This is a genomic window from Rhizobium sp. A22-96, assembly GCF_053521805.1.
Genome location: NZ_JBNWDQ010000002.1, coordinates 754,618 through 779,545, shown reverse-complemented (window position 1 = coordinate 779,545; position 24,928 = coordinate 754,618). Strand labels below are relative to the sequence as shown.

Annotated in this window: 31 protein-coding genes and 1 riboswitch; of the genes, 21 read left to right on the top strand and 10 right to left on the bottom strand. The window is 59.7% G+C overall.

Going from position 1 to position 24,928, the window contains the following annotated elements:
- The first annotated feature begins 135 nt into the window (after nucleotides 1-135).
- Nucleotides 136-342, top strand: a complete 207-nt coding sequence (locus ACQZ6F_RS10270) for a NepR family anti-sigma factor (protein WP_068401443.1) — start codon at nucleotides 136-138, stop codon at nucleotides 340-342.
- 12 nt (nucleotides 343-354) lie between these two features.
- Nucleotides 355-906 carry an RNA polymerase sigma factor gene (locus ACQZ6F_RS10265; protein ID WP_068401441.1) on the top strand — a complete coding sequence of 184 codons (552 nt, stop codon included), beginning with the start codon at nucleotides 355-357 and terminating at the stop codon, nucleotides 904-906.
- Between the two features lie 98 nt (nucleotides 907-1,004).
- On the opposite strand, the gene ACQZ6F_RS10260 is transcribed toward ACQZ6F_RS10265, so the two are convergent.
- From ACQZ6F_RS10260 to hemP, 7 genes are all read right to left on the bottom strand, one after another.
- Nucleotides 1,005-1,409 carry a hypothetical protein gene (locus ACQZ6F_RS10260; RefSeq protein WP_449091892.1) on the bottom strand — a complete coding sequence of 135 codons (405 nt, stop codon included), beginning with the start codon at nucleotides 1,407-1,409 and terminating at the stop codon, nucleotides 1,005-1,007.
- A 9-nt stretch (nucleotides 1,410-1,418) separates the two neighbouring features.
- On the bottom strand, nucleotides 1,419-1,769 hold the full coding sequence (locus ACQZ6F_RS10255; RefSeq protein ID WP_449091893.1) for a glycine zipper domain-containing protein: 351 nt from the start codon (nucleotides 1,767-1,769) through the stop codon (nucleotides 1,419-1,421).
- A gap of 169 nt (nucleotides 1,770-1,938) precedes the next feature.
- A complete protein-coding gene (locus tag ACQZ6F_RS10250; protein WP_449091894.1) occupies nucleotides 1,939-2,730 on the bottom strand; it encodes a heme ABC transporter ATP-binding protein in 792 nt (263 codons plus the stop codon).
- Between the two features lie 7 nt (nucleotides 2,731-2,737).
- Nucleotides 2,738-3,811: a FecCD family ABC transporter permease gene (locus ACQZ6F_RS10245; RefSeq protein WP_449092394.1), complete on the bottom strand. Its 1,074-nt coding sequence runs from the start codon at nucleotides 3,809-3,811 to the stop codon at nucleotides 2,738-2,740.
- A 37-nt stretch (nucleotides 3,812-3,848) separates the two neighbouring features.
- Complete coding sequence (locus tag ACQZ6F_RS10240) at nucleotides 3,849-4,784, bottom strand: heme/hemin ABC transporter substrate-binding protein (RefSeq protein WP_449091895.1); 936 nt, start codon at nucleotides 4,782-4,784, stop codon at nucleotides 3,849-3,851.
- A gap of 10 nt (nucleotides 4,785-4,794) precedes the next feature.
- Nucleotides 4,795-5,850, bottom strand: a complete 1,056-nt coding sequence (locus ACQZ6F_RS10235) for a hemin-degrading factor (RefSeq protein WP_449091896.1) — start codon at nucleotides 5,848-5,850, stop codon at nucleotides 4,795-4,797.
- Nucleotides 5,851-5,859: 9 nt separating this feature from the next.
- Nucleotides 5,860-6,033 carry a hemin uptake protein HemP gene (gene hemP / locus ACQZ6F_RS10230; RefSeq protein WP_068401422.1) on the bottom strand — a complete coding sequence of 58 codons (174 nt, stop codon included), beginning with the start codon at nucleotides 6,031-6,033 and terminating at the stop codon, nucleotides 5,860-5,862.
- A 231-nt stretch (nucleotides 6,034-6,264) separates the two neighbouring features.
- On the opposite strand from hemP, the gene ACQZ6F_RS10225 reads away from it, so the two are divergent.
- The 5 genes from ACQZ6F_RS10225 (at nucleotide 6,265) to ACQZ6F_RS10205 (ending at nucleotide 9,165) form a co-directional block, all read left to right on the top strand.
- Nucleotides 6,265-6,681 carry a hypothetical protein gene (locus tag ACQZ6F_RS10225; RefSeq protein ID WP_449092395.1) on the top strand — a complete coding sequence of 139 codons (417 nt, stop codon included), beginning with the start codon at nucleotides 6,265-6,267 and terminating at the stop codon, nucleotides 6,679-6,681.
- A gap of 5 nt (nucleotides 6,682-6,686) precedes the next feature.
- The gene (locus ACQZ6F_RS10220; protein WP_449091897.1) at nucleotides 6,687-7,910 is read left to right on the top strand and encodes a TonB family protein; all 1,224 of its coding nucleotides are present in this window, start codon (nucleotides 6,687-6,689) and stop codon (nucleotides 7,908-7,910) included.
- A gap of 247 nt (nucleotides 7,911-8,157) precedes the next feature.
- Complete coding sequence (locus ACQZ6F_RS10215; RefSeq protein ID WP_449091898.1) at nucleotides 8,158-8,556, top strand: DUF2325 domain-containing protein; 399 nt, start codon at nucleotides 8,158-8,160, stop codon at nucleotides 8,554-8,556.
- Nucleotides 8,553-8,831: a hypothetical protein gene (locus ACQZ6F_RS10210; RefSeq protein ID WP_449091899.1), complete on the top strand. Its 279-nt coding sequence runs from the start codon at nucleotides 8,553-8,555 to the stop codon at nucleotides 8,829-8,831. The genes ACQZ6F_RS10215 and ACQZ6F_RS10210 overlap by 4 nt, the downstream gene beginning before the upstream one ends.
- Nucleotides 8,832-8,850: 19 nt before the next feature.
- The gene (locus ACQZ6F_RS10205) at nucleotides 8,851-9,165 is read left to right on the top strand and encodes an antibiotic biosynthesis monooxygenase family protein (protein ID WP_068401412.1); all 315 of its coding nucleotides are present in this window, start codon (nucleotides 8,851-8,853) and stop codon (nucleotides 9,163-9,165) included.
- 48 nt (nucleotides 9,166-9,213) lie between these two features.
- On the opposite strand, the gene ACQZ6F_RS10200 is transcribed toward ACQZ6F_RS10205, so the two are convergent.
- From ACQZ6F_RS10200 to ACQZ6F_RS10190, 3 genes are all read right to left on the bottom strand, one after another.
- Nucleotides 9,214-9,591: a DUF423 domain-containing protein gene (locus ACQZ6F_RS10200; protein WP_449091900.1), complete on the bottom strand. Its 378-nt coding sequence runs from the start codon at nucleotides 9,589-9,591 to the stop codon at nucleotides 9,214-9,216.
- Between the two features lie 7 nt (nucleotides 9,592-9,598).
- A complete protein-coding gene (locus ACQZ6F_RS10195; protein WP_449091901.1) occupies nucleotides 9,599-9,988 on the bottom strand; it encodes a group II truncated hemoglobin in 390 nt (129 codons plus the stop codon).
- 90 nt (nucleotides 9,989-10,078) lie between these two features.
- Nucleotides 10,079-11,122: a substrate-binding domain-containing protein gene (locus ACQZ6F_RS10190; RefSeq protein ID WP_174071980.1), complete on the bottom strand. Its 1,044-nt coding sequence runs from the start codon at nucleotides 11,120-11,122 to the stop codon at nucleotides 10,079-10,081.
- Nucleotides 11,123-11,257: 135 nt separating this feature from the next.
- On the opposite strand from ACQZ6F_RS10190, the gene ACQZ6F_RS10185 reads away from it, so the two are divergent.
- From ACQZ6F_RS10185 to olsC, 14 genes are all read left to right on the top strand, one after another.
- A complete protein-coding gene (locus tag ACQZ6F_RS10185; protein WP_449091902.1) occupies nucleotides 11,258-12,301 on the top strand; it encodes a Gfo/Idh/MocA family protein in 1,044 nt (347 codons plus the stop codon).
- Between the two features lie 4 nt (nucleotides 12,302-12,305).
- A complete protein-coding gene (locus ACQZ6F_RS10180; RefSeq protein WP_068401392.1) occupies nucleotides 12,306-13,199 on the top strand; it encodes a sugar phosphate isomerase/epimerase family protein in 894 nt (297 codons plus the stop codon).
- 234 nt (nucleotides 13,200-13,433) lie between these two features.
- Complete coding sequence (locus ACQZ6F_RS10175; protein ID WP_267550622.1) at nucleotides 13,434-14,699, top strand: ABC transporter substrate-binding protein; 1,266 nt, start codon at nucleotides 13,434-13,436, stop codon at nucleotides 14,697-14,699.
- Between the two features lie 71 nt (nucleotides 14,700-14,770).
- Nucleotides 14,771-15,676, top strand: a complete 906-nt coding sequence (locus ACQZ6F_RS10170; protein ID WP_449091903.1) for a carbohydrate ABC transporter permease — start codon at nucleotides 14,771-14,773, stop codon at nucleotides 15,674-15,676.
- A gap of 1 nt (nucleotide 15,677) precedes the next feature.
- The gene (locus ACQZ6F_RS10165; protein WP_449091904.1) at nucleotides 15,678-16,553 is read left to right on the top strand and encodes a carbohydrate ABC transporter permease; all 876 of its coding nucleotides are present in this window, start codon (nucleotides 15,678-15,680) and stop codon (nucleotides 16,551-16,553) included.
- 100 nt (nucleotides 16,554-16,653) lie between these two features.
- Complete coding sequence (locus tag ACQZ6F_RS10160) at nucleotides 16,654-17,742, top strand: ABC transporter ATP-binding protein (protein ID WP_077469674.1); 1,089 nt, start codon at nucleotides 16,654-16,656, stop codon at nucleotides 17,740-17,742.
- A 95-nt stretch (nucleotides 17,743-17,837) separates the two neighbouring features.
- On the top strand, nucleotides 17,838-18,401 hold the full coding sequence (locus ACQZ6F_RS10155) for a TetR/AcrR family transcriptional regulator (RefSeq protein ID WP_174071975.1): 564 nt from the start codon (nucleotides 17,838-17,840) through the stop codon (nucleotides 18,399-18,401).
- A 19-nt stretch (nucleotides 18,402-18,420) separates the two neighbouring features.
- Nucleotides 18,421-18,762 carry a DMT family transporter gene (locus ACQZ6F_RS10150; RefSeq protein ID WP_068401382.1) on the top strand — a complete coding sequence of 114 codons (342 nt, stop codon included), beginning with the start codon at nucleotides 18,421-18,423 and terminating at the stop codon, nucleotides 18,760-18,762.
- A 162-nt stretch (nucleotides 18,763-18,924) separates the two neighbouring features.
- A complete protein-coding gene (locus tag ACQZ6F_RS10145) occupies nucleotides 18,925-19,710 on the top strand; it encodes a ThuA domain-containing protein (protein WP_077469675.1) in 786 nt (261 codons plus the stop codon).
- An 8-nt stretch (nucleotides 19,711-19,718) separates the two neighbouring features.
- Entirely contained in the window at nucleotides 19,719-20,762 is a 1,044-nt protein-coding gene (locus tag ACQZ6F_RS10140; protein WP_174071973.1) for a Gfo/Idh/MocA family protein, read from the top strand.
- A 41-nt stretch (nucleotides 20,763-20,803) separates the two neighbouring features.
- Nucleotides 20,804-21,625: a class I SAM-dependent methyltransferase gene (locus ACQZ6F_RS10135; protein ID WP_449091905.1), complete on the top strand. Its 822-nt coding sequence runs from the start codon at nucleotides 20,804-20,806 to the stop codon at nucleotides 21,623-21,625.
- 59 nt (nucleotides 21,626-21,684) lie between these two features.
- Nucleotides 21,685-21,773, top strand: a riboswitch (Fluoride riboswitch).
- Between the two features lie 115 nt (nucleotides 21,774-21,888).
- Nucleotides 21,889-23,259, top strand: a complete 1,371-nt coding sequence (locus tag ACQZ6F_RS10130; RefSeq protein WP_449091906.1) for a voltage-gated chloride channel family protein — start codon at nucleotides 21,889-21,891, stop codon at nucleotides 23,257-23,259.
- A 92-nt stretch (nucleotides 23,260-23,351) separates the two neighbouring features.
- Nucleotides 23,352-23,741, top strand: coding sequence for a fluoride efflux transporter CrcB (gene crcB / locus ACQZ6F_RS10125; RefSeq protein WP_136686816.1), 390 nt, complete (start codon nucleotides 23,352-23,354; stop codon nucleotides 23,739-23,741).
- Between the two features lie 296 nt (nucleotides 23,742-24,037).
- A complete protein-coding gene (olsC, locus tag ACQZ6F_RS10120) occupies nucleotides 24,038-24,883 on the top strand; it encodes an ornithine lipid ester-linked acyl 2-hydroxylase OlsC (protein WP_077469680.1) in 846 nt (281 codons plus the stop codon).
- Nucleotides 24,884-24,928: the final 45 nt, after the last annotated feature.

Genomic DNA, 24,928 nt, shown 5'->3' with positions numbered 1-24,928 from the left:
TACAATCGGCGGGCTTCATCCTTTACGAGTCGTTACGAAGCTGTTTGGACGAGCTGGACTGTTCTCCTGAACGGCGAGGCGGAAAGGCATGTCCTACCCATGAACGCGAGACAATTGAAAAAGCGAGCAGGCTAAATGACAGTTCAAAATCACGAGGACGCAGACACCAAGACATCCGACCTGCGCGCAATCGATATCCTCGACCCCAACAATCAGATCGGCAACAGGCTGCGCTCCTTTTATGCTGCAGTGCAGGACGAAGCCATTCCCGATCGCTTCCTTGATCTGCTCGAGAAGCTGGATCAGGCCGAGCGCTTGGCTTCCTCGAACGTCTCTAAATAGGAGGTGGGCGAGATGGAACCGCAATCGAGCTTCAAGCGCGAACTCCTGTCGGCTCTTCCGAGCCTGCGAGCCTTCGCTATTTCTTTGACCGGTCGCCATGATCGGGCAGACGATCTTGTCCAGGATACGATCATGAAGGCCTGGGCCAAGCAGGATCATTTCGAGATGGGCACGAATATGAAGGCCTGGCTCTTCACCATCCTGCGCAACGAACTCTATAGCCAGATGCGCAAGAGCGGCCGCGAGGTGCAGGATAGCGACGGCATCTTCACGGAATCGATGGCAACCCATCCATCGCAATATGGTGCGCTCGATCTTCAGGATTTCCGCAAGGCGCTCGATCAGTTGCCGCCGGATCAGCGCGAAGCCATCATCCTCGTTGGTGCTTCCGGATTTTCCTATGAGGAGGCCGCCGAGATTTGCGGCTGCGCAGTCGGCACGATCAAGAGCCGCGTCAACCGCGCCCGCCAGCGCCTGCAGGAATTGCTCGGCATTTCCGGTGAAGCGGACTTTGGTCCGGATGCCACTTCGGCACCGCTGACATCAAAGGCATTTGCCTTCTAAAGAAAAGGCCCGGTCCAAAAGACCGGGCCTTTTCCTATCTCATTCATGTGTGGTGACGGACGTCGCTTCCCTACGAGATTACGAGGGAAGCCGGAATTTCAATCGTCTTCGCTGCTCGTTCCGAACATATTGCCGAACAACAGGGCCGCGGCGATCGCCGCAGTCATCAAAGGCTGCTTTTTTACGAGCCCAAGTACGGTGACCGCGATCGATTCCATTGCAAGGCGACGTTCCCGCGCACGCCGCTGTTCCTGCTTGTCGATGATCGCCATGATGACAAGTACGATCAGGCCGAGCAGCAAGGCTCCCGCGCCGATGAAGAGTGCCGAGGCCGCGGCGCCATATATCGCCGCAAGCCAGATGGCGGCCGCCACGAGAAAGAAAGCATAGGCCGTCAACAGCAAGAGTAACGCAACCGCGATAAAAATACCGTTGCGCTTGGTTCGCGCAACGGTACGGCTCAATTTGCCTGACAGGAGCAGGCCCAGGATCGAGGTCAGCATTCCGCCTCCCTAGCGGCGAGACAGAAGCAGGGCGACCGCCAAGCCGAATGCCGCAGCAGCGCCTATGGTGGCGACCGGATGCTGACGAACGGTTCTGCGAACTTCGCGCGAACCCTTGGCATAGCCGCGCTGCAGTTCCTGCAACAGTTCCTCGCCGCGCACTGTCAGATCGTCCAATCCGGACTCTGCGCTTGCACGCAATTTCTTGCCCTGCTTTGCGCCGTTCTGGCTGATCAGCTTGGCAAAGGCCGCAACTTCTTCGCGCAGCGCTTCGATCTGGTCCTCGATGCTTGCCTCGACGTCTTGCAGGCTGCTGCCATTACGCTTGCCTCGGGCCGAATGCAGGATGGATGTAGCCATGTCTAGCTCCCTTTGCTTTAAGTAGGCGCCCGAAAAGCGCCTGTTGTTCGCGATGACCGGACGTTATCCGACACACTAGTTTGTCTCGCGTGCGGAGCATCAATTCCGATCGCTGCACCTCAACGCGCGGCTGTAGCAAAAGGTTCCGGAACAGGTGGCGGAAGCAGGGTCAGTCGATGAGCGCGCTATGGGCGAGCACGAAGGGAGCGCCATCGGCGGGAACGCGGTTGACCCGCAGATTGCAGCCGAACACATCCTGAAGATGCTGGTCGGTCAGGGCTTCCCTGACCGAGCCCGCAGTCTGCAAACGACCGCTCTTGAGCAGGACCATCCGATCGGCAAAAAGCGCGGTCAGGTTGAGATCGTGCATGACGGCGATGACACCGCCGCCACGGCGGCAGAACTGCCGGGCAAGCGTCATGATGGTGAGTTGATGGCTGATGTCCAGGCTGGAGACTGGCTCGTCGAGGAGCAGCCAGCAGGGTCTGCCATCGATGACCGGTTCGGAAATCTGGCAAAGCACGCGGGCGAGTTGCACGCGCTGCTGTTCGCCGCCTGACAGTTCCTGGTAGAAACGCCCCTGGAAGCCGGCGAGATCGACAGCGGCGAGTGCCTCGGCCGCCGTGCGATCGGCCTGCTCCGGATGACGGTTGCGCCCGCTGGTGAGGCCCATGCGGACGATTTCGCGCACGGTGAAGGGGAAGGAGATCGAGCTTGCCTGCGGCAGCACCCCGCGCATTTCGGCGAGCTGCCATGGCTCCAGGCCACGGATTTCAGAGCCGTTCATGTGCACCGAGCCTTGATAGGCCAGTTCGCCCGAAATGGCCTTCATAATGGTCGTCTTGCCGGAACCGTTCGGCCCGCAGATCGCCGTCAGCGTTCCGGGCTCGGCGGCGAAAGACACGTCCTGCACGATGGTCTGGCCCGCAAGCCGGACAGCGAGATTGGAGACCTGGATCATCGTTGGCTCACAGGCTGAGGCGCGAGCGCTGCCGCAGCAGCATCCAGAGGAAGAACGGCCCGCCGACACCGGCCGTCAGAATGCCGATCGGCAGTTCGGCCGGGGAAACGATGGTTCGGGCAACCACATCGGCAACGATCAGCAACGAGCCGCCGAGCAGAGCCGAGGCCGGCAACAGGAAGCGATGGTCCGGTCCGATGATCATGCGCAATATATGCGGCACGACGATGCCGACGAAGCCGATGCCGCCGCTGACGGCAACAGAAGCGCCAACCGCCGCCGCCACGCTGACGATCGCGATGTTCTTCAGCCGTTGAACGGCCACGCCCATGTGAAATGCTGCGGCTTCGCCGAGCGTCAGGGCGTTCAAGCCTCGCGCCATGAAGGGAAGGGGCAGAAGCGACAGGATGATGATCGGGCCGGCGCCCATGACCTTGCTCCAGGTCGAGCCGGCGAGCGATCCCATGCTCCAGAAGGTGAGGTCGCGCAATTGCCGGTCGTCGGCCATATAGATCAGAATTCCTGTCGCAGCCAAAGCGAGAGAGCCGAGAGCGATGCCCGCCAGCAGCAGGGTGGCTATGGACGTCTGCCCATGCCGGGTTGCCACCTTATAGAGCAGCAGTGTCGTCACCAGGCCGCCGATGAAGGCCGCGATCGGCAGGGAAAAGATGCCGAATATATGTACGACCGGAGCCAGCACGCCACCGCCGAGAACGATCATGGCGACTGCACCAAGGCTGGAGCCGGCGGAAACACCGATCAGGCCTGGATCGGCCAGCGGATTGCGGAAGAGGCCCTGCATGACGGCGCCGGAGACGGCAAGGCCGCCGCCGATCAGGAAGCCGAGTATCGCGCGGGGCAGGCGTATGTCGAAGATGACGATGCGGTCGCGATTGCTGAGCGCGCTATCGGCACCGCCGCGCACCATGCTGGCGACAACGTCGATCACGGAAGCGTTGGAGGCACCCATCGTGATCGAGAAGGCGAAAGCTGCCGCCGAGATGAGAACGAGGGCGGCAAGCACAAGGAACGCAAGCGCCGTGCGATCCCCGTTGCGATGACGTGCCGTCGTTTGCGACATTTGCTTCAGCCCCGCCACGGCATCGTTGAATGCCACGTCAGCCTCCGTAGATAGCCGCGTTCAGCTCGCGAATGGCGCTGGCGGTGCGTGGTCCGAAGCCAAGCAGATGCAGGCCATCCATCCGAATGACTGCCTTGTGGCTGGCTGCGGGCGTCAGCGAAATAGCCGGTTGCTTCAGCAGATCTTCGTTCGACATCGACAATGGGCCTTCGCGGTCCATAATGAGGATGACGTCGGGCTTGGCTTCGATGATCGCTTCGTCGGTCAACGACTTGTAGCCGCTAAAACCGGTGATCGCGTTGAGGGCGCCGGAGAGCTTGATGATGCCATCGGCGGCCGTATCGGTACCCGAAGCGAGGATCTTGCCGTTCTGATTGCTGAGTATGAAGAGGACGCGCTTGCGCTCGACCTCCGGGCGCTTGGCGGAATCGACGATGGCGGCATCCAGATCGGCTGCGACCTTGTTTTCCAGCGCCTTTGTCTTTTCCGGTACGCCGAGCAGCGAACCGACGACCTCGATCTTCTTCAGGATGCCGTCACGGTCATAGGTCTGCGGCACGGTTTCGAAAGGCAGGCTGGCATTATGCAGCACCGCCAGAGCTTCCGGCGGACCGGAGCCCTCGACAGCGATGATGGCGCTTGGATTGACCGCCAGTATTCCTTCCGGAGACAGCGCCCGCATATAGCCGACATCGGGAAGCTTGGTTGCTTCTTTCGGATAAAGGCTGGTGGAATCGCGTGCGATCAACCGCTTCTCTTCGCCGAGCGCGTAAATGATCTCGGTGACGTCGCCGCCGATGGAGACGAGGCGCGTGGTATCCAGCTTCTTGGTCGTCTCGGCGGCGTGAGCATGGCGCACGAGGCTGCCATATCCGGCAATGGGATTGGCGGGTACGAGCGGCAGGGTCATCACCACCAAGGTCAATGCGACTTCCCAAGGCTTGATGCGCTTGAAGTTCTTAAACATCGTCATGGGCCACTTCTTATGCAGCGACGCTGGCGCCGGCTCTCGTCAGATTTTCGATGATGACGCGCCAGTCGGGGCGCTCGTCGAAGCCTTCTTTCCGTTTGCCGAAGAACTGGATGATCATCTCGCCCTTGGCGTTGTAGGCTTCCACGGAGCTGACATGCCCGTCCTTGGTCGGCTTGCGCACGGCCCAGGCCTCGGCAATGTGATCCTGGCGAAGGTGCAGGTGGAAAGTCGGGTCCATGACGTTGATCCAGGGGCCCATGGTCTGGACATTGAAGATCGGGCCGGAGTGGATCTGGACCGTGCCTTCGTTGGCGACGAAGCACATGATCGGCAGACCTTCGCGCACCGACGCATGCATCATCTCGGCGACCGCGCCCGTTTCCAGTTTCCAGGCATAGTCGTCGCCGACGGTTCGGATCGCTTCCTGGCGGCCGATCTTCAGCTTCTTGAGCATGCCGAAGAATTCGTGCGTGTCGGTCATGCGGCTCCAGTGATCGCGCAGCTCGTCGCGGCTGACGTCGCCATCGGTGGCGCCATTGTCATAGCCGGAGCGATCCTCGGCGAATTCCTGCGACTGATCGTCAAGCCGCAGCTCGGCGACCATGGCATGATAGGCATCGACATTCGAATCAGGGCGCAGATGCACCTTGTGAACGGCGTCGCCGGCCTTGTCGAAAAACTGCAGGCTCAGCTTCTGCTGGTCGCCGTCAGTCTTGGTGACGGCGAAGGCATGCGCCCAGCGCTTCGGGAAAATGCGCAGATCGATATTCTCGCCGAGAACGATTGCGGCGTGGACACCGGTCTTGATGTTTTCGTAGACGCCGATCTTCTCGTGGACGGCGCTTTCGTTGCGCGACAGGGCCATGACTTCGCCGAGCGAGGCGATCCGCTCCAGAAAGCGGTTGGCGTCTGCGTCGATGCGGATGGCTGAAATGCCGACTTCGGCAGCGACCAGGGCTGCTTCGGAAATCTCGAGGCAAGCTGCGATATCGCGCTCCCGCATCTTCGGGTTTTCGGCGCGGAAGGCGCGAATGGCGGCTGGGGTTGGTCTGGTCGTCTCAGTCATCTGTCATGCCTATTTGTTGAGTATGAGCTTGCCTTGGCGCGTGATCTTCATTCGATAGATAACGCCTTCATGCTTGATCATAATTTCGGTCTGGCCCCGGAAAATATCCGTGCTCTCGACAATTCTTACCTGCGGTGCCGTCGTGCTTTGAGCCGGCGGCGTTGGGGTCTTCTCAGCAATCATCCCGTTTAGTTTTGCCTGAAAATTCATCGTGGGCCGAACCCTTGCTCGGCCAAATTTATCTTGACTTGCATACTCATGGTTTCATAAAGACGCAATAGAAGACTGACAAAGTCAAGTTTAAAAATTCGACGATGCACGCCTAAGCGGTTAGCCGGGTCAACAGTCGTCAAAACCATATTCGGAGATATGTCGATGCTGACGAAAACGATCCTGGCGCTCGCTATTTCGGGGATGTTTGCAACGGCATCCTGCGCACCGGCATTCGCCCAGGATGCAAGCGCCGCGCCGGCTCCAGCCGCGGCCAACCACAAGCTCAATGTCGAGCTCAATGCGCTGGCTCCGTCCCAGAAGGGCTGCATGATGACCTTCGTTGCCGAAAACGACATGGCGACGCCGATCAACAAGATCTCCTTCGAGCTCGCCTTCTTCAACGACAAGAATGCGGTCGACCGCGTCACCGTTCTCGACTTCCGCGACCTGCCGCTCGGCAAGAAGCGGGTGCGGCAATTCGACATGCCCGGCGTGAAGTGCGAGACCGTATCGCGCATCATCATCAACGACACGCCGGTCTGCGATGGCCCGGCGGCGGGTGAGTGCAAGGCCGCGTTGACGACCCGCTCCCAGACCTCCGTTCCTTTTGAAGGTTGACGGCCATGGCGACGCGCTCGGTCAAGGTTTCCATGGAGCGCCGCCGTGCGAACGGTGGCATGAATGACAACTATCCGAGTGTGCTGCCGGGCCACGAGCTTACCGGCCTCGAGGGCGTACCGCGCCCGCCGGCTGGGGAAGCGGTGTCTCACTACAGCCGTTTTACGCAGATTGATTCCTTTCCGGAGCATCCGAGCGAGCCTGCTCCGGTTGAGGCAGCCGAGCAGTTGCCGATGGACGCAATGCCCGAGAGGGCCGGCAAGACCATTGTGGCACGCGGAACGTCGCTGATCTTTTCCGGCATGGGGTCCTGCCTGTTCCATGCGATCGTGGTCGCAATTCTGCTGATCACCTTTGTTGCCACGCCGGAAGAGGCACAGGAAGAGGCGGGCGATACTGTCAGCGTCATCATGATCGGTAACTCCGATACCGACCAGATGGCCGCGGGAGAGGAGAACGAGCAGCCGCAGCCGGAACAGGTGACGGCCGAAGCAGTGCAGCCACAAACGGTTCAGCCGACCGAGGTGACGCCGGAAGAAACACAGGCGCCGCAGCCCGATGTCGTTCAGCCGCAAACGACGGAAGCGCAGCCCGTCAAGACGGCGGAGGCCGTTCAGCCGGTCGAGCAGCCGCAGATATTGGCGACGCAAGCGCCGGCTGAAACGACAGTCGTTCAGCCTGTTGACCCGGTCCAGCCTGTCGAGAATGAAGTGGTCGAGGCGCAGCCGGTCGAGCCGGCGCCGGAAGTCGTGACGCCGGTTGAAAAGCCGAAGCCGGTCGAGAAGCCGAAGGAAATCAAGAAGCCGGTTGCTAAGATTGTGAAGGCCAAGTCGGGGTCGAACGGCGAGAACCAACAGGATTCCAAGAGAGGATCCGTAGACGGTACCGAGGCGGCGCAGTCTGATAATAATTCAGTTGCAAATGCGCGGCGCACTGGAGCAGGAACTGCTGAGATTGCCAATTATCCAGGCAAGGTTCAGTCGCGTATTCGCCGAGCCGTTCGACTGTCGTCGAAATATCAAGGAGGGATCACAGTGCGTGTCCGCCTAACGATTGGTTCAAGCGGCAATCTGGCCTCGATGTCTATCGCCCGCAGCTCAGGTATTCCTGAGTTGGATGAAGCGGTCACCGATGGCATCCGTCGGGCTGCGCCATTCCCGCCGTTGCCGTCGGAATGGGGCAAGCCCAGTTGGTCCTTCACCCAAGAGGTCCAGGTCACAGGACGCTGAACCCAAGAATGAGCGGCCGCCTCGTCAGCCGGACAAGATTGAAATTGGCCTGTTCGCTGTCGATGAGACGGATTGATTTCATCGAACGCACCTTATCCGCATGAGATTTTGAAACGGCGCGTACTGTCACATTAAAATATGATCAAAACTCTCAACTTTATACTTTACTCCAAAACTCATGTTTAATATGGTTGTCTCGTGCTCGATGGAATCGAGCGCGCAAGAGCAACCAGCAAACGGGTGATGTATGGCGCGTAAGGGGAAGAAGGATTTTGGCCGCGAGAACCGCCAGGCGCAGACGCCGGCCCCGGTTCCGGCGAAATCCGGTCTCGACGTCCGCAGTTTTCTCTATGTCGGCGGCCGTGATTGCCAGGTTGCGCATCTGCGCCAGATCGCCAGCAATTTCGGGGCGGAATTGATCCATCACGATGGTGGTCTGCGCGAGGCGGTATCGCGCATCGATACCGTGTTGCCTTCGGTCGACTGCGTCTTCTGCCCGATCGACTGTATCAGCCACGATGCCTGCCTGCGGGTGAAGACCGGCTGCAAGAAGTTCGGCAAGACATTCATTCCCTTGCGCAATGGCAGCAAATCCAGCCTCGAGCGCGCATTGCAGACCATGAAAGAACGAGAAATTTCCCAATGATCAACAATGGCCCTGACGGGTTCATGCTGATCGGCCTGCATAAGCTGGCTGCGCAGAATGGCGATGGGCTGGTGCCCGAACTTTACGAGTTATTGATGCGTCGAGCAGAAGAACAGCAGCGTGCTGCCAACGTCACGTCCTTCCCTTCATGGAAGGCGCGGCGCCCGGGTGAAATGCCGGACAGCCCACTGGACGAGATCACGCGTGACGGCGCAAATGTCGTTGCCTTTGCGCCGGGCGTGGATAAAACTGTCCCGCGTCGCAAGAAGGTCTGATCGTTCGAACGAGGTCGCCATGTATATCGCCATGAACCGCTTCAAGGTCGTCATCGGTTTGGAGGGCGAGTTCGAAGAGGTTTGGCGAGGGCGCGATTCCCGGCTTTCCGAAGTGCCGGGTTTCCTTGAGTTCCGTCTCTTGCGCGGCAAGGCGAATGTGGACGAAGGCTATACGCTGTTTTCCTCGCATACGACCTGGTTCAGCGAAGAGGATTTCATCAACTGGACGAAATCCGAGCATTTTCGCGCGGCACACCGCAATGCCGGCGACAACAAGCGTCTCTATTGGGGACCGCCGCAATTCGAAGGTTTCAGCGTGGTTTCAGGGATCTGAGAGGGTGTAGCCCATCGGCCGTTCTGAAGCACCAAGATCGATTGCTCTCTATGCTCTTGAAGTGCCTGGTCTGAAGAAGGCGCCGATTGCTATGACGGCCCAACCCGCAATCATGCCCAATCCGCCGGTCGGCGCGGCCATCGGAAACAGCGAGCTGCCGCCGAAGTGGCGGTTGATGAGATCACCAGCGAAGATCAACGTTCCCAATCCCAGCAGCAAGGCCGCGACCGGTGCCGTGCGGATGCGGTCATAGCCGGCATAGAGCGCCAACAGGGCAGGGGCGTGGGCGAGGCACATGGTGGAGGCAGCGCCGAGGAAATGCGTGTCGCCGCCATGCGTGGCCGCCGCCGCAAGCGCCACTCCACCGCCGCCGAGGATGCCGGCAACAAACAGGGTGGCTGGACGGATTATGGCGCCAATGCTCATGTCTTTCTCATTCCCGGTTCTGCATGTGGAAGGCCAGCCGTTCGATCGGCTCCCAGATGATGGTTCGCAGCTTTTCGTTTTCGATGGTCTCGTCCATGGCGCGCCGAAAACAGAGCAGCCACTCGTCACGTTCCAGAGGGCCGATGGCGGCGACGAAATGCCGGCTGCGCAGGCGGGGATGGCCACGTTTCTCGATGTAGAGCTGCGGCCCGCCAAGATAGCCGGTCAGATATTCGTAGAATTTCTCCTGCGAGCCCTCGAGGCTCGGCGGATGCACGGCACGACAATTGGCTGCTTCCGGCAGCGTGTCCATCAGTTCGTAGAAGCGCGCCGTCAGCGCGCGCACTGTCCGGTCGCCGCCGATTGCTTCGTAAAGTGTGATGGTTTCTCCGCTCAAGCCACGACCCCTGTTTGTGATGTCCTACATGGCAACTGACGGACAATGCCGCAACCGTCGATCTGCCCGGTGCGGCGTTTCGGCGCTGCCTTATTTGCTGGTTGTCAGGTGGAAAGCATCGCTTTCCCCGGGAACGAGCTCAAGCGGCCAGGTCGTCTGCCGGTTCGTCTTGGGGTAGATATGATTGTAGGCGGGCATGCTGGACAGCAGGATTTCCGCCAGTTCGACGCCGAGATCGTGGAGCGAGGTGCGAAAGCAGGTCAGCGCCGGCTGCAGGAATTTGGCGCGCGGCGCCTCACGAAAGCCGACGACGGCAATATCGCGGCCGGGAATGATGTCAGCCTCCATCATTCGTCGATAGAGACCGATGGCCATCAACTCATAGATCAGGATGACGGCTGTCGGCCTGTCTTCAAGGCGCAGCAGTTCGTCGGCGACCTGATAGCCACCCTGTTCGCTCGACTTGGCGCGGATCACCAGCGCCGGGTCATAGGCAATGCCGTGCCGCTCCAGCGCGCGGCGATAGCCTTCGGCAAAGACGAAGCCGAGGTTGATGTCGCTGGCGGGGGTGCTGATGGCAATGCGGCGGTGCCCATGTGCCACGAGCCGGTCGATCGCGCAATTGGCGACGCCGTCGAAATCGAGGTCGGCCCAGGGGTGCTGCGTGCCCGAGAGGCTGCGGCCAAGCGCTGCGAAGGGGATCTTCGCCTTGGCGAGCAGATCGAAGCGCTTGTCGACGCGCTGCGTCTCCGAAATGATCATCGCGTCGGCGATGCGTCGCGCCACCATGCGCTTCAGATACTCGTAGGGATCTTCGTCATTCGGGCAGGGGAGCATGATCAGATCGAGGTTGTGGCGCGAGAACACGCTCTGCAGCCCGCCCGTCACGGTCAGGAAGAAATTGTCGCTGTTTTCAACGGTTTCCTTGCTGGACTGGATCATCAGGCCGATGACGTTCGTCGTGCCCTGCCGAAGGCTGCGCCCCGATTGGTTGGCGACATAGCCAAGCTGTTCGGCGGCGGCGAGTACGCGCTTGCGGGTCTCCTCGTTGACGTCGGGCTTGCCGTTCAACGCGCGAGATACTGTGCCGATCGAGATATCGAGATGCTCGGCAAGCTGACGAATTCCCTTCATCGGCCGCGGTGTTCCTCCATGCGCCATTTTCCGTAGTCCTCCTCTATTGACACAGGAAAATCTTTTCGCATAGTATCGTAAACGTTTACGGAGTGCGTGTCATGAGGGGTTAGACACCACCCGCTGGAGGACATCGTGAAATTTAATGCCATTTTGTGCGGGTGCGGAGCTATGTCCAAAGGCTGGCTCAGGGCCATCGCCTCGACGCCGTCGCTTGCCGACTCCATTCAGATCGTGGGCCTGGTTGATCTCAACCGGACGACCGCGGAGAATATTGCCAAAGAATTTGCCCTCGACAATGCCGTCATCGGCTCTGATCTGGCCGAGGTCATCGCCGCGACGAGGGCTGATCTGGTTTTCGACGTCGTCATTCCGGCCGCGCGTTTCGGCGTTGTCTCGACGGCGCTGAAGGCCGGTTGCCACGTGCTGAGCGAAAAGCCGATGGCGACGTCGCTCGCCGAGGGTGCGGCGCTGATCGATCTCGCCGCTCAAGCCGGCAAGGTCCATGCCATCATCCAGAACCGCCGCTTCATTTCGGGGATGCGCCGCTTGCGGCGTTTCGTGGAGGAGGGGGCGATCGGCGAACTCACGGGCATTCATTGCGATTTCTTCCTCGGGCCGCATTTCGGTGGTTTCCGCGAGGAAATGGACAATGTCCTGCTGCTCGACATGGCGATCCACACCTTCGATGCCGCCCGTTTCGTGTCCGGTAAGGTGCCGGTCTCGGTCTATTGCGTCGAGAAGAATCCTGTGGGTTCCTGGTACAAGCACGGGGCATCGGCCCATGCGCTCTTCGATTTTTCCGACGACGTCGTCTTCAGCTATCGCGGCTCCTGGTGTGCCGAGGGTCGACGCACGAGCTGGGAAAGCCAATGGCGGCTGACCGGCAGCAAGGGCATGCTGACCTGGGACGGCGAAGAGAATTTCGAGGCGACCATTGCCGGCCATGAGCCGGGACTGTTGCACGGCTTCACCCCGATCGAGGTTCCCGGCCCGAAGCATGAGGAAGAGACGCATGGTCACGCCAGCGTCATCGCATCCTTCATCGAAGCGATAAGAACGGGCAAGGCGCCCGAAACGGAAAGCCGCGACAATATTCGCAGCCTCGCCATGGTTCTCGGCGCGATCGAAAGCGCCAAGACTGGCCGGCGCGTCGACATTTCAGCACAAGGACAGTGAGACCATGACCAATCCGGCAAAGGCCATCCGCATCGGCACGATGATCAGGGCGACGAACGAGGATGCCGCCAAGAACATTGCCAAGATCGCCGATCTCGGCTTTGAAAGCTTCGAGCCATTCTTCTGGCAGACCACGAACGGCCAGAACCTCGCGGAACTCGGCAAACGCAGCCTGGACGCCATCGGCGATCGAGACATCACCATCTCGACCCTCGGCATGTTCGGTAACCCCCTTGAGGAGCGCGAGCTTGACCTGCAGACGCTGCAGGGCTGGAAGGATTGCATCGACAACGCCCATCATTTCGGCGCCACCTGCGTTGCCGGTTTCACCGGCCGCATCCGCAACAAGCCGCTCACGGAAAGCCTGCCGCGCTACAAGCAGGTCTGGAGCGAGCTTGCCAAGCGCGCTGCCGACAAGGGCATCAAGATCGCTTTCGAAAACTGCGCCATGGATGGCAACTGGGCGACCGGCGACTGGAACATCGCCCATAATCCCGATGCCTGGGAGCTGATGTTCAACGAGACCCCGGACGACAATCTCGGCCTGGAATGGGAGCCGTGCCATCAGATGGTCTATCTGATCGAGCCGCTGCCGCAGATCCGCAAATGGGCGAAGAAGATCTTCCACGTCCACGGCAAGGACGCGACGATCCGCTGGGATGTCATCAAGGAGCACGGCATTTTCGGCAAGGAGAAGTTCGTTTTCATGCGCACGCCGGGCTTCGGCGACAGCAACTGGACCGACATCATCTCCGAACTGCGTCTTGCCGGCTGGTCCGGTTCCATCGACATCGAAGGCTGGCATGATCCGGTCTATCGCGATGCGCTGGAAATGACTGGCCAAGTTCATGGCCTGAACTATCTGAAGAAAAGCCGGGGTGGGGACTTCGTCGAATAGCGCACGTATTTGCGAATCTGAATCGATTTAGGAGGCAAGTTGTGCGTTAATCAGATGCCCGGAGCGGCTGACGCTTCGGGCAAGACGGGCATCCAAACGGAGGAACTGCCGAGCGTCTGCTTCCTGTCTCATAGGAGAGGCGACGCCCGGCAAAAATGAGAGGAAAAGACCGATGGCAGCGCGAGCCATGCCATCGGACAAACACCGTCACGGTTCGCAGGTGGAGGAGAATATATGAGCATTTTTTCGAAGCTGGCGATCACCGCCGGCATGTCGCTTCTGTTGGCTGCCGGTGTGGCGCAAGCCCAGAGCAAGACATTTAACGTCTGGTGGTACGAACTTCCCGATACGCCTCAGGCTATCGCCTGGACGAAGGCGCTCGGCGTCTTCAAGGCCAAGCATCCGGACGTAACCGTGAATTTCGAACAGAAGACCTTCGATCAATTGCAGAAGGCCGGCAGTCTCATTCTCAATTCCGACCAGGCTCCTGACGTCCTCGAATACAACAAGGGCAACGCGACGGCGGGTCTCGTCGCATCGCAGGGCCTGCTGACGCCGCTCGACGACCAGTTCAAGGCGCGCGGCTGGGACAAGGTCCTGAACGAAACCAACACGCAGCTCAGCAAATATGATGCGAACGGCGTCTATGGCTCGGGCCCGATCATCGGCATCCCGGCGCTCGGCGAATTCGTCTCGGTCTTCTATAACATCGACATGTTCAAGGCCGATGGCCTGAAGGTGCCGACGACGCTGGCCGAGTTCGAGGCGACTCTCGACCACTTCAAGCAGAAGGGCATCACGCCGCTTGCCTACGGTACGGTGGATTCGAACGCGCAGCATCTGCTCTACACGCTGGCACTGACGCAGGCCGACGACACCTGGGTCAAGAACTACCAGGGCCTCAAGGCACCGCTCGATACGAAGCCCTTCCTGTTCGCCGCTCAGAAGATCGCCGACTGGGTGAGCAAGGGGTACATCTCGAAGGATTCGACGGGCCTCAAGGGCACGGATGCCGCCAACGTCTTCTCTTCGGGCAAGGCTCCGATGTTCGTCAGCGGCACCTGGAACAATGGCAACTTTGCCAACACCATCAAGACCTTCAAATGGAGCCAGTTCCTTTTCCCGACACCAAAATACACGGTCGGCTCGACGGGCAGCATGTTCATGGTGCCGAAGAGCGCCAAGAACAAGGATCTCGCCTATGAGTTCATCGATCTGGTGCTGAGCAAGGAAAATCAGAACGAACAGGCAAACCTCGGCGGTGTCGCAATCGATGCCGATCCGGCAGCCATCACCGATGAGGTCGGCAAGCGCAACGTCGAACTCTTCAAGCAGATTTCCGGCAAGGGTGGCCTCGGCTTCTATCCGGACTGGCCGGTGCCTGGCTATTACGAACTCCTGATCCAGGCGACCACCGGCCTGGTGAATGGTTCCACGACGCCTGATCAGTTGGCCGCACGGCTGAAGAAGGCCTACGACGACGTGCAGGCGGCCCAGTAACCCATCGGCGACAATCACAACGGCGGGACGGCTTTAAACGCCGCCTCGCCGTATCGGACTGGAGGAATTCGATGGACAAGTCGAGGAGCGCCGGCAGGGCGGGATACTATTTTTACATGTTCCCCGGCATGCTGGGGTTTACGGTCATCGTGCTCATTCCGCTGATTGCCAATTTCGTGATCAGCTTCACGACGTGGAAGGGCGGCGTCATTCCGCCTCGCTATGTCGGCTTTGATAATTATGAGAGGCTGCTGCAGGACGGCGCCTTCTGGGGTTCCATCCAGCACACGCTGCTGTTCATCATCTCGATGACGATCGTGCCCATTCTTCTGGGGCTGGTGCTGGCCGCGGTGCTGTTCGACTATATCAGCGCGCAATTCAACGAGACCTGGTCGAGTTTCTTTCGCGCCGGCTTCTATCTGCCGCAGATCCTGCCGCTGACCGCTGCCGGCGTTCTCTGGGGATGGATCCTCAATCCCATCGGCATCATCAATGCGGTGCTGAAGGCCATCGGCCTCGATTTCATGGCCAAGAACTGGCTGGGGGACGCGAGCTATGCCCTCTGGGCGGTTTCCGCCGTCATCGTCTGGGTTCAGGTCGGTTACTGCCTTGTCGTCTTTATGTCCGGGTTGGCGCGTGTCGACCCTTCGCTTTACGAAGCAGCAGAGCTCGACAATGCCAGCTGGTTCGGCCGCTTCCGCTCCATTACCATTCCGATGCTGATGCCCGAGATCTTCGTGGTCGCACTGACGACGCTGATCGCCGCCCTCAAGGTTTTTGCGCCGATCTATGTTCTGACATCAGGCGGCCCGGACAATGCGACGACCGTGCCATCCTACCTGTCCTATTACCATTTCTTCACGACGAACCGCGTCGGCTACGCAGCGGCAATCGCAACCTTGCAGACGGTGATGACCATCGTGCTCGGCATCGTGTTCCTGCGCATGCAATCGAAACAATCCGAGGGAGGGCATTGATATGACCGCCACGTCTTCGCTTTCGGTCCCGGTTGTCTCGGCGGATCATCGGCAGAGAAAGGGCTTCGGCCGCTGGGTCGTTCTGGCCATTCTGCTCGTCTTTCTGGCCGGAACGCTCTTTCCGTTCTTTCTGGCGGCCTTCAACGCCATCAAGACGCCTTCGGATTACGCTGCCAATGGCCCGCTTTCCTTCCCGCAGAGCTTCGATCTGACGGCGCTGAAGAACTTCTGGGATACGGTCAATTTCCCCCGCAAGCTCTTCAACAGCGTCCTGATCAGCGGATGCACGGCCATATTGGCCGTCGTCCTCAGCCTGCTCAACGCTTATGCCATCGGCATCGGCCGGGTGCGGGGTGGGCAGGCAATGCTGGTGATCTTGCTGATCGCCATCATGGCGCCGCAGGAGGCGCTGGTTTACCCGCTCTACTACATGGCCAAGCAGGTAGGCCTGTTCGACTCGATGCTTTCGGTGATCCTCATCATCGGCGTGTTGCATACCGCCTTCGGTACCTATCTTCTCTCGTCCGTCATGGCGACCTTCCCGCGCGAGATCATCGAAGCCGCGCAGATCGACAATGCGAGCCGGTGGCAGATCCTCTGGATGGTGATCGTCCCTGTGATGCGGCCGACGCTCGCCGTGCTTGCGACCTTCTTCTTCATCTGGACCTGGAACGAGTTTCTGATCCCTCTGGTGTTCCTGGTCTCCAACAACAATCAGACGGTCTCGGTCGCCATGGGTGTGCTTTCGGGCGCCAATACGCAGGAACCGACCGCGATTGCGGCGGCTTCGTTGCTCGGCATCACGCCAACGGTGATCTTCTTCCTGATTTTCCAGCGTACGCTCACACGGGGCGTGGCTGTCGGTGCGGTCAAATAAACCAATGCGGAAAGTCCCGTCCGGTCGGTCGTCATCCGGCAGGGCGGGATGCGATGAATGGCAGGTCTGACAAAATTCGAGTTTTCCGCAGGAGGAGAAATTGGCAGGAATCAACATCAAATCCCTCACCAAGCATTTCGGTGCCGTGCAGGTTCTCAACGATATCGATCTGACGATCGAGCGTGGCGAGTTCGTCGTTTTCCTCGGTGGCTCCGGTTGCGGCAAGTCGACATTGCTGCGGATGATCGCGGGTCTTGAGTCCATCACCAGCGGCGAGATCTGGATCGGCGGAAAGCGCGTCGACCAGCTGCCGCCGGGCGAACGCGGCGTATCGATGGTGTTCCAGTCCTATGCGCTCTATCCGCATATGACGGTACGCGACAACATGTCCTTCGGCTTGAGAAATATCAAAACGCCCAAGCATGAGATCGCAAGACGCATCGAGGAAGCCGCAAAGATCCTTGAGATGCCGCATCTTCTGGATCGCAAGCCGTCGGCATTGTCGGGCGGTCAGCGCCAGCGTGTCGCGATTGGCCGCGCCATCGTGCGCGAGCCGGATGTCTTCCTCTTTGACGAGCCGCTGTCCAATCTCGACGCCGGCCTTCGCACCCGCACCCGCGTCGAACTGGCGCAGTTGCATGAGCGCCTGGGCGCGACGATGGTGTTCGTCACGCATGATCAGGTTGAGGCGATGACGCTTGCCGACCGGATCGTGCTGCTCAACAACAAGAAGATCGAGCAGGTGGCGTCACCCGTCGAGATCTATACGCGGCCCGCAACGCGCTATGTCGCTCAGTTCGTGGGCTCGCCGGGCATGAACTTCATCAATATCGCCGGTGTCGGCGAGGCGGGCGGATTGGCAACGGCGACCTTGCCGGATGGTTCGGTCATCAGGACTGCCGTGCCGCTTGACGGTCTTTCGAATTCCGGATTGACGCTCGGCATTCGCCCCGAGCATCTGGTCGTTGCGGCTGCTGAGAAGGGCGATATTGGCGGGCATGTTGAGACTGTAGAGCGCCTGGGCGACCGATCGCTCGTCCATGTCCGGCTCAAGGATGGTTCGAAGATTATCGGTACGGATCCGGGCATGACGACCGTCGCCACCGGCGCGCCGATAGCGTTTACCGTCGATGCTGCAAAGGTATCGATCTTCGATGCGAATGATGTCGCTTATCATTGCGTGAATTGAGAGGAGAATGGCTCGGATGAGGTTCGGAATTCGTGAGTTTTAGGGTCGACGAATAGTTCATTGACGAAACCGTCCAACTGGTATGTTATGCCGCCATGTCTACTGCGCACCATAGGAAAAAGCAGCCTCTGTTCGTCCGCCAGCAATTGCTTGACGTGGCGGCGCGGCTGGCTTCGGAGAAGGGGATGATGGCGGTGACGCTGGATGCCGTTTCCGGCGCTTCCGGTGTCAGCAAGGGCGGATTGCTGCATCATTTTCCCAGCAAGAACATGCTGCTCGAAGCGCTGTTCGAAAGTCTGCTGGAGCGACTGGATGCGGCGATCGAGGAGGCGATGCGCGCAGACCCACTGCCGCATGGGCGCTTTACCCGCGGCTACCTTCATGCCTGCCTTGCACTGCGCGATCAACCGCAGGGTACGAAGGACTGGGCGCAGGTGACGATGGTGCTGCTCAGCGAGCCGCAATTGCGTCAGCGCTGGCGTGACTGGGTGCGCGAGCGCAGCGAGGAATATGTCGGAACGGACTCCTCGGTGGATGCGGCCATCGTCAGGCTGGCGACGGACGGGCTCTGGCTGGCCGATCTGCTCGGCAGCCGGGATATGGACGAGAGTGCCCGCCAGAGGCTTATCGATCGGCTTGTAGAACTCACACAGCTCTAGGAATATCGGAGAATACGGAATGGCGAACGCATCGGTCTATGCAATGCTGGTGGCTGCGATCGTGCTTGAGGTGATCGGTACGACGGCATTGCAAATGTCGCAGCAGTTCACGCGGCTTGGCCCTACGGTCCTGCTGGTGGTTTGCTACACCGCCGCCTTCTATTGTCTTTCGGTAACGTTGCGGGTGATGCCGGTGGGCATTGCCTACGCCATCTGGAGCGGGCTCGGCATCGTGCTGATTTCGGCGGTCGGGCTGGTGCTTTTCCGCCAGAAGCTCGACCTTGCCGCCATCATCGGCCTGGCGCTGATCATCGCCGGTGTCCTCATCGTCAATCTGTTTTCAAAATCCGTGTCGCACTGAAAAGACAGGTGTTTTTCATGGCCATTTTTGCCTTTGTCAAATCGCTTTGGACGCATTATGTCTTGCACTAAATGGTTCAAGTGGCTTGAGGTATAGCGTTTTCCCAAAGCGCTTTGGATCGCGTAAACTATTCAATTCCAATGGTATAAGAGGAGTGCCGTAATGACTATTCGTGCCGTCGTTTGGGGCGAGAACATTCACGAACAGACTAACAAGGTTGTCGCCGGGATCTATCCCGAGGGCATGCACAACACCATCGCCAAGGCGCTGAATGCCGACGCCGGTATTGAGGCAACGACTGCAACGTTGCAGGAGCCGGAACATGGTTTGACTGAGGCCCGGCTGAAGGACACCGACGTCCTGCTCTGGTGGGGTCACAAGGACCACGGCGCCGTCAAGGACGAGGTCGTCGAGCGCGTTGCCAAGCGTGTCTGGGAAGGCATGGGCCTCATCGTCCTGCATTCGGGCCATTTCTCCAAGGTCTTCAAGCGGCTGATGGGCACGCCCTGCGCACTGAAGTGGCGCGAAGCCGGCGAGCGCGAGCGCCTGTGGGTCATCAATCCGCGTCACCCGATCGCGGCCGGCCTCGGCGAGCATTTCGAGCTTGAAAACGAGGAAATGTACGGCGAGCAGTTTTCCGTTCCGGAGCCGCTCGAAACCGTGTTCATCTCCTGGTTCCAGGGCGGTGAAGTCTTCCGCTCGGGCATGACGTGGCGCCGCGGTGCGGGCAACATCTTCTATTTCCGCCCCGGCCACGAGACCTACCCGACCTATCACAACGACACCGTCCAGAAGGTACTGGTCAACTCCGTGAAGTGGGCACACAACCCGCTCGGCACGCAGGCAAGCATCCACGATGCGCCGAATGTGCCGGTTGAGAAGGCGCTGGAGCCGATCGTCGAGCGTGGCCCAAGACTGCACCAAGCCGGCGAAGCCGGTTATCGCTGAGGTAGGATATGCGTCTCATAGTAGTTGGCACGGGCGGCATGGCGAAGAACCATGTGGAGCATTTCGCCCGTATTCCCGGCGTCGAGATCGTCGGCGCCGTCGATACGGATGCGACGAGGCTCACCGCCTTTTGCGATACGTTCGACATCAAGAACCGTTTTCTGTCGCTGGACGAAGCCATCGCCTGGGGTGAGTTCGACTCGGTGACGAACGTCACGCCGGACAAGGCTCACAATCCGACGACCTTGCCGCTGCTTGCCGCCGGCAAGCACGTTCTCTGCGAGAAGCCTCTCGCGGAGAATTATGAAAAGGCGCTCGAGATGACGGAGGCTGCCGAGAGGGCAGGCGTCGTCAACATGGTCAACCTGACCTATCGCAATGTCGCGCAGCTGCAGAAAGCGCGTGAGATGGTGATTTCGGGCGAGATTGGCACCGTGAAGCATGTGGAAGCCTCCTACCTGCAGAGCTGGCTGGTTTCCAAGGCATGGGGCGATTGGCGCAGCGAGTCCAAATGGCTCTGGCGCCTGTCGACTGGTCACGGCTCGAATGGCGTTCTCGGGGACATTGGCATCCATATCCTCGATTTCGCTGCCTATGGCGCCGCGACCGATATCGATCATGTCTTCGCCCGTCTGAAGACCTTCAACAAGGCGCCGGAAGAGCGTATTGGCGAGTATACGCTCGATGCGAATGACAGCTTCTCGATGTCGGTCGATTTTGCCAATGGTGCGCTCGGCGTGGTGCATGCCAGCCGTTGGGCGACGGGACATCTGAACGAGCTGAAACTGCGCATCTACGGCGAACGCGGAGGCCTGGAAGTGTCCCACAGCCCCAATGGATCCGAGCTGCGGGGTTGCCTTGGCGACGACACCGAAACGGCGACCTGGAGGGTCATCGAAGTGCCGCCGGTGCTGACCAACTATCAGCGTTTCGCTGAAGCGGTCATGACCGGCACCAGCCAGGACCCGAGCTTTCGCCACGCGGCCAACTTGCAGCGCGTGCTGGATCTTGCCATGGTGACGGAGACGGAGCGGCGCGAACTGAAGGTTTGAGTTCATAGCGAACCTTCAGGCAACGTCTTGGGAGAACATGCATGTCCACCGAGGAAAAAGTTGCCAGCCACTACACCCATGGATCGCTGGAAACGGCGATCCTGAAAACGCTTGCCGATAGCGGCAGCGATATCGAGCTGCTTCGCGTCAGTGACCTTGCCGGTGTCGACGAATTCCATTTGGGGCGGCATGCGGCCACGGTGGAATTCGCGCGCGACCTCACTCTGGCCGGCGGGATGCGGCTTGCCGATATCGGTTCAGGCCTTGGCGGCCCCGCCCGTCATTTTGCCGATTCCTATGGATGCATTGTCTCGGGCATCGATCTCACCGAGGAGTTCGTTCAGGTCGCCAATTCGCTGACCGCTCGCTGCGGTCTGACGGAACTAGTATCCTTCAGGCAGGGGAGTGCATTGTCGCTACCCTTCGAAAGCGGTGATTTCGACCGTGCGACCCTCATCCATGTCGGGATGAACATCGAGGACAAGGCGAAGCTGTTTGCCGAGGTCCGTCGCATCCTCAAACCCGACGGCCGTTTCGGTCTTTATGAGATCATGCAGATGCGCGAGGGCTCGGTGCCCTATCCGATGCCCTGGGCGATGACGCCGGAGACAAGTTTCGTCTGCACGCCGGACGCCTATCGCCAAATGCTCGAAGAGGCGGGCTTCGTGGTGGAGCTGGAGCAGGACCGCAGTGCGCTGGCAATCCGCCTGATGCACGAAATGCGAGCCAAGGCCGCTGCGGGCGAGGGGAAGGGCATGGCAACGTTGATGGGGCCGAGAGCCTCCGAGCGCGGCGCCAATGTCAACACGTCGGTGGAAGGCGGCCTGCTCGCACCCATCGAGATGATTGCCAGAGCCGTGTGACGAAATCGGCGGCTTGCCGTTTCGCCGCATTGACAGCAGCCTGCCGGTTTTTGTATTGAAAATCCAACGGTAATGGATTTCTGCCGGGCCATGGTGGCCGAACCGCTGCTCTGAATTTTCCAGGGAAGCTGATGACTCCTACTCAACACGCCCAAAAGGCGAAGGAGTAGAGTCGTGCCCGTTTTTCCGCCGTTATCTTTTTCATGCTTCCTATCCATTGTCCCCGACAGAGCCAATTCCGGTGCTGCGGGAGGGGCGAACTGATGTCCGCATCTCTATTCCTACATGATCGTTTTCAGCAATTTCGCAGCCTGTTCAAATGGATCGCGCTTGTCGTGCCAATGGCGGTGGCCGTTGGCTCGCTCTGCGCGCTGTTCCTGTGGAGCCTTGATCGGGCAACGGCGGCGCGCTTCGAGCATCCCTGGCTGATCTTCCTCATGCCGGTCGCCGGCTTCGCCATGGTATGGGTCTATCAGCGCTTCGGCCGCGGAGCGGAAGGCGGCAACAACCTGATCGTCGATCAGATCCACGAACCCGGTGGCGGCGTGCCGCTGCGCATGGCGCCCTTCATTCTCGTATCGACGGTTCTGACACATCTGGTCGGCGGCTCCGCCGGGCGCGAGGGGACGGCGGTCCAGCTCGGGGGCAGTGTTGCGAGTGCCTTTGCAAGAATTTTCCGCCTCAGCCATGCCGAGATCCGCATACTCCTCATGGCAGGCATAGCAGCCGGTTTCGGCGCCGTCTTCGGCACGCCGATCGCGGGCGCGGTCTTCGCTCTCGAAGTTTTGACCATCGGGCGCATGCAATATGAGGCGCTGATCCCGAGCCTTGCGGCGGCGATAGCCGCCGACTGGACCTGCCATGCCTGGGGTATCGAGCACATCCAGTATCATGTCGGTTATCTCTCTGGCACGCCGGCGAGCAGCTTCCACCTCGAGCCACTGCTGCTCATCAAGGTCGGCGTTGCCGGCGTGCTTTTCGGCCTGATGGCGCGCTGCTTCAGCGAAGTCTCTCATATCGCCTCTGCCACCTTCAAGCGATTCTGCGCCTATGCGCCGCTGAGGCCCGTCATCGCCAGCGCGGTGCTGATCGGTCTCGTCTATCTGCTCGGCACGCGCGAATATCTGGGGCTTGGTGTCTGGTCGCCGAACTCGGGCGATGCGACGATCCTCGGCTTTTTCGATCCGGCGCAAGTCGATTACTGGAGCTGGTTCTGGAAGGCGGTCTTCACGATCGTGACGCTGAGTGCCGGCTTCAAGGGCGGGGAGGTGACGCCGCTGTTCTTCATCGGAGCGGCCCTTGGCAATGCGCTCGCGGCCATTCTCGGCGCGCCGGCAGATCTCTTTGCGGCACTGGGCTTCGTTGCCGTGTTTGCCGGTGCCACCAATACGCCGCTCGCCTGCATGATCATGGGCATCGAGCTCTTCGGCGCGACGCACACCGTCTACCTCGCCGTCGCTTGCTTCCTCGCTTATATCTGCAGCGGTCACACCAGCATCTATCTGTCGCAGCGTCTGGGGATCGCCAAGAGTGCGGCTTCCGGCGAGGTCACCGCGGATGTTCCGCTTCGTCATATTCGCGAGCAGGGATCGAAGGCGCGCGGCAAAAATGCCCGCAAGACCGAAAAGGCTTAACGCGAGACGACCGGTGATTGTCGAAAGTCTTGCGATGCTGATAGTCAGGAAGCCTCAGTCCGGATATCGTCCAACCACCGCAGGAGATTATCGTGATCTATCTTGTCGTTTTTCTCGGTGCTGGACTAGGGGGTGCCTGCCGTCTTGGCATCAACGAGATTGCGGCTCGATTGCTCGGAGTCGATTTTCCGTTCGGCACACTCATCATCAACGTCGTCGGGGCGTTCTTCATGGGCGTCCTGACGGAGTATTTCGTCTTTCGCGGCGGTGTGTCGCAGGAACTCCGGCTATTTCTGACGACGGGTGTTCTCGGCGGCTTCACGACATTTTCAACCTTTGCGCTGGAGAGCGTCGCGCTCTGGGAGCGAGGCCAATGGATGCCGTCCGTCGCCTATGTCGTACTGTCGGTTTTCCTGTCGATAGCGGCGCTTATCGCCGGATTAGCGATTGTCCGGCTAATAATTTCGGGGCAAACTGTCTGAGGAAAAGACATTGGCTGCCTTTGCCGCATTTTTGCCGATTATGAGGTGAAATCCTCCGGGAAATCGTCGAAGATTTCTTCCATGAGAAACCAACGCTGATCGCGAACGGACGCTCTTGCGAAATTCGACTATTCAACTCATATAATCGATTATTATGATCATCGCATAACCAAGGAGACGGGCGTCAATCAGGAACGGGCAGGTGAGCATTGACGATGTTAAACCTGTTGCCACCTTGCAATCCTCCTGCAATTCCCAGGTGGCAATGCTTCCTCTCGGACGGCCTTGAGACAGACATGACGGAGAGTCCTTTGAGCGCACCTGCTCCCACTTCCACAGAAACTCATGCTCCGGAACAAACCTTCGGCACCGCCGGCCTCGCGCCGATGGACCGCCCGAGCGCCATGACGCGCTTTTTCATGGGTATCGTTGCCTGGGCTGAAAGCCTCAATCTGAAATATGCCAAGCTCGGCAATCCGCCGGTCTACGACGTCGCGACCTTCCCCTGGGCGGCCGAGATCGAGAAGGATTATCCGGCGATCCGCGCCGAACTCGAAAAGGTGCTGTTGCGCCAGAGCGAGCTGCCGACGTTCCAGGATATCTCCACCGACGTGAAGACTATCTCGACCGATACGCGCTGGAAGACCTTCTTCCTCCTCGGTTTTGGTGTGAAGTCCGAGCAGAACATCAAGGCATGCCCCAATACCTGGGCGGCTGTGCAGAAGATCCCCGGATTGACGACGGCGATGTTCTCGATCTTCGAGCCTGGCAAGCATCTTCCGGCGCATCGTGGCCCCTATAATGGCGTGCTGCGCCTGCATCTCGGCTTGATCGTGCCGGAGCCGAACGAGAAGCTGGCAATCCGCGTGGACAAGCAGATTTGCCACTGGCAGGAAGGCAAGGCGCTGATCTTCGATGACGCCTACGAGCATGAGGCCTGGAACCATTCCGACAAGACCCGCGTGGTGCTCTTCGTCGATTTCGTCAAGCCGCTGAAATTCCCGGCACGCTTTGTCAACTGGGCCCTGATGAACCTGGCGATCTTCACGCCGTTCATCAAGGAAGGTCTCGACAACCACAAGGAATGGGAAAAGAAGTTCTACGCCGAGGCCGAAGCGCTGAGAAATCGCCCGAAGGCCTGATCCGCGTTCGCCAGCGAAGTTTATGAAAAAACCCCGGAATCCGTA

Excerpts from the sequence above, each read along its gene's own strand:
- ACQZ6F_RS10175 (WP_267550622.1), top strand. The coding sequence starts at position 13,434 with ATGAGCATTTTTTCGAAGCTGGCGATCACCGCCGGCATGTCGCTTCTG.
- ACQZ6F_RS10245 (WP_449092394.1), bottom strand. The coding sequence starts at position 3,811 with ATGTCGCAAACGACGGCACGTCATCGCAACGGGGATCGCACGGCGCTT.
- ACQZ6F_RS10165 (WP_449091904.1), top strand. The coding sequence starts at position 15,678 with ATGACCGCCACGTCTTCGCTTTCGGTCCCGGTTGTCTCGGCGGATCAT.
- ACQZ6F_RS10205 (WP_068401412.1), top strand. The coding sequence starts at position 8,851 with ATGTATATCGCCATGAACCGCTTCAAGGTCGTCATCGGTTTGGAGGGC.
- ACQZ6F_RS10200 (WP_449091900.1), bottom strand. The coding sequence starts at position 9,591 with ATGAGCATTGGCGCCATAATCCGTCCAGCCACCCTGTTTGTTGCCGGC.
- ACQZ6F_RS10215 (WP_449091898.1), top strand. The coding sequence starts at position 8,158 with ATGGCGCGTAAGGGGAAGAAGGATTTTGGCCGCGAGAACCGCCAGGCG.
- ACQZ6F_RS10240 (WP_449091895.1), bottom strand. The coding sequence starts at position 4,784 with ATGACGATGTTTAAGAACTTCAAGCGCATCAAGCCTTGGGAAGTCGCA.
- ACQZ6F_RS10255 (WP_449091893.1), bottom strand. The coding sequence starts at position 1,769 with ATGGCTACATCCATCCTGCATTCGGCCCGAGGCAAGCGTAATGGCAGC.
- ACQZ6F_RS10210 (WP_449091899.1), top strand. The coding sequence starts at position 8,553 with ATGATCAACAATGGCCCTGACGGGTTCATGCTGATCGGCCTGCATAAG.
- ACQZ6F_RS10135 (WP_449091905.1), top strand. The coding sequence starts at position 20,804 with ATGTCCACCGAGGAAAAAGTTGCCAGCCACTACACCCATGGATCGCTG.
- ACQZ6F_RS10140 (WP_174071973.1), top strand. The coding sequence starts at position 19,719 with ATGCGTCTCATAGTAGTTGGCACGGGCGGCATGGCGAAGAACCATGTG.
- ACQZ6F_RS10250 (WP_449091894.1), bottom strand. The coding sequence starts at position 2,730 with ATGATCCAGGTCTCCAATCTCGCTGTCCGGCTTGCGGGCCAGACCATC.
- ACQZ6F_RS10170 (WP_449091903.1), top strand. The coding sequence starts at position 14,771 with ATGGACAAGTCGAGGAGCGCCGGCAGGGCGGGATACTATTTTTACATG.
- ACQZ6F_RS10130 (WP_449091906.1), top strand. The coding sequence starts at position 21,889 with ATGTCCGCATCTCTATTCCTACATGATCGTTTTCAGCAATTTCGCAGC.
- ACQZ6F_RS10235 (WP_449091896.1), bottom strand. The coding sequence starts at position 5,850 with ATGACTGAGACGACCAGACCAACCCCAGCCGCCATTCGCGCCTTCCGC.
- ACQZ6F_RS10220 (WP_449091897.1), top strand. The coding sequence starts at position 6,687 with ATGGCGACGCGCTCGGTCAAGGTTTCCATGGAGCGCCGCCGTGCGAAC.
- ACQZ6F_RS10180 (WP_068401392.1), top strand. The coding sequence starts at position 12,306 with ATGACCAATCCGGCAAAGGCCATCCGCATCGGCACGATGATCAGGGCG.
- ACQZ6F_RS10190 (WP_174071980.1), bottom strand. The coding sequence starts at position 11,122 with ATGAAGGGAATTCGTCAGCTTGCCGAGCATCTCGATATCTCGATCGGC.
- ACQZ6F_RS10260 (WP_449091892.1), bottom strand. The coding sequence starts at position 1,409 with ATGCTGACCTCGATCCTGGGCCTGCTCCTGTCAGGCAAATTGAGCCGT.
- olsC (WP_077469680.1), top strand. The coding sequence starts at position 24,038 with ATGACGGAGAGTCCTTTGAGCGCACCTGCTCCCACTTCCACAGAAACT.
- ACQZ6F_RS10155 (WP_174071975.1), top strand. The coding sequence starts at position 17,838 with ATGTCTACTGCGCACCATAGGAAAAAGCAGCCTCTGTTCGTCCGCCAG.
- ACQZ6F_RS10270 (WP_068401443.1), top strand. The coding sequence starts at position 136 with ATGACAGTTCAAAATCACGAGGACGCAGACACCAAGACATCCGACCTG.
- ACQZ6F_RS10145 (WP_077469675.1), top strand. The coding sequence starts at position 18,925 with ATGACTATTCGTGCCGTCGTTTGGGGCGAGAACATTCACGAACAGACT.
- ACQZ6F_RS10150 (WP_068401382.1), top strand. The coding sequence starts at position 18,421 with ATGGCGAACGCATCGGTCTATGCAATGCTGGTGGCTGCGATCGTGCTT.
- ACQZ6F_RS10265 (WP_068401441.1), top strand. The coding sequence starts at position 355 with ATGGAACCGCAATCGAGCTTCAAGCGCGAACTCCTGTCGGCTCTTCCG.
- hemP (WP_068401422.1), bottom strand. The coding sequence starts at position 6,033 with ATGATTGCTGAGAAGACCCCAACGCCGCCGGCTCAAAGCACGACGGCA.
- ACQZ6F_RS10225 (WP_449092395.1), top strand. The coding sequence starts at position 6,265 with ATGTTTGCAACGGCATCCTGCGCACCGGCATTCGCCCAGGATGCAAGC.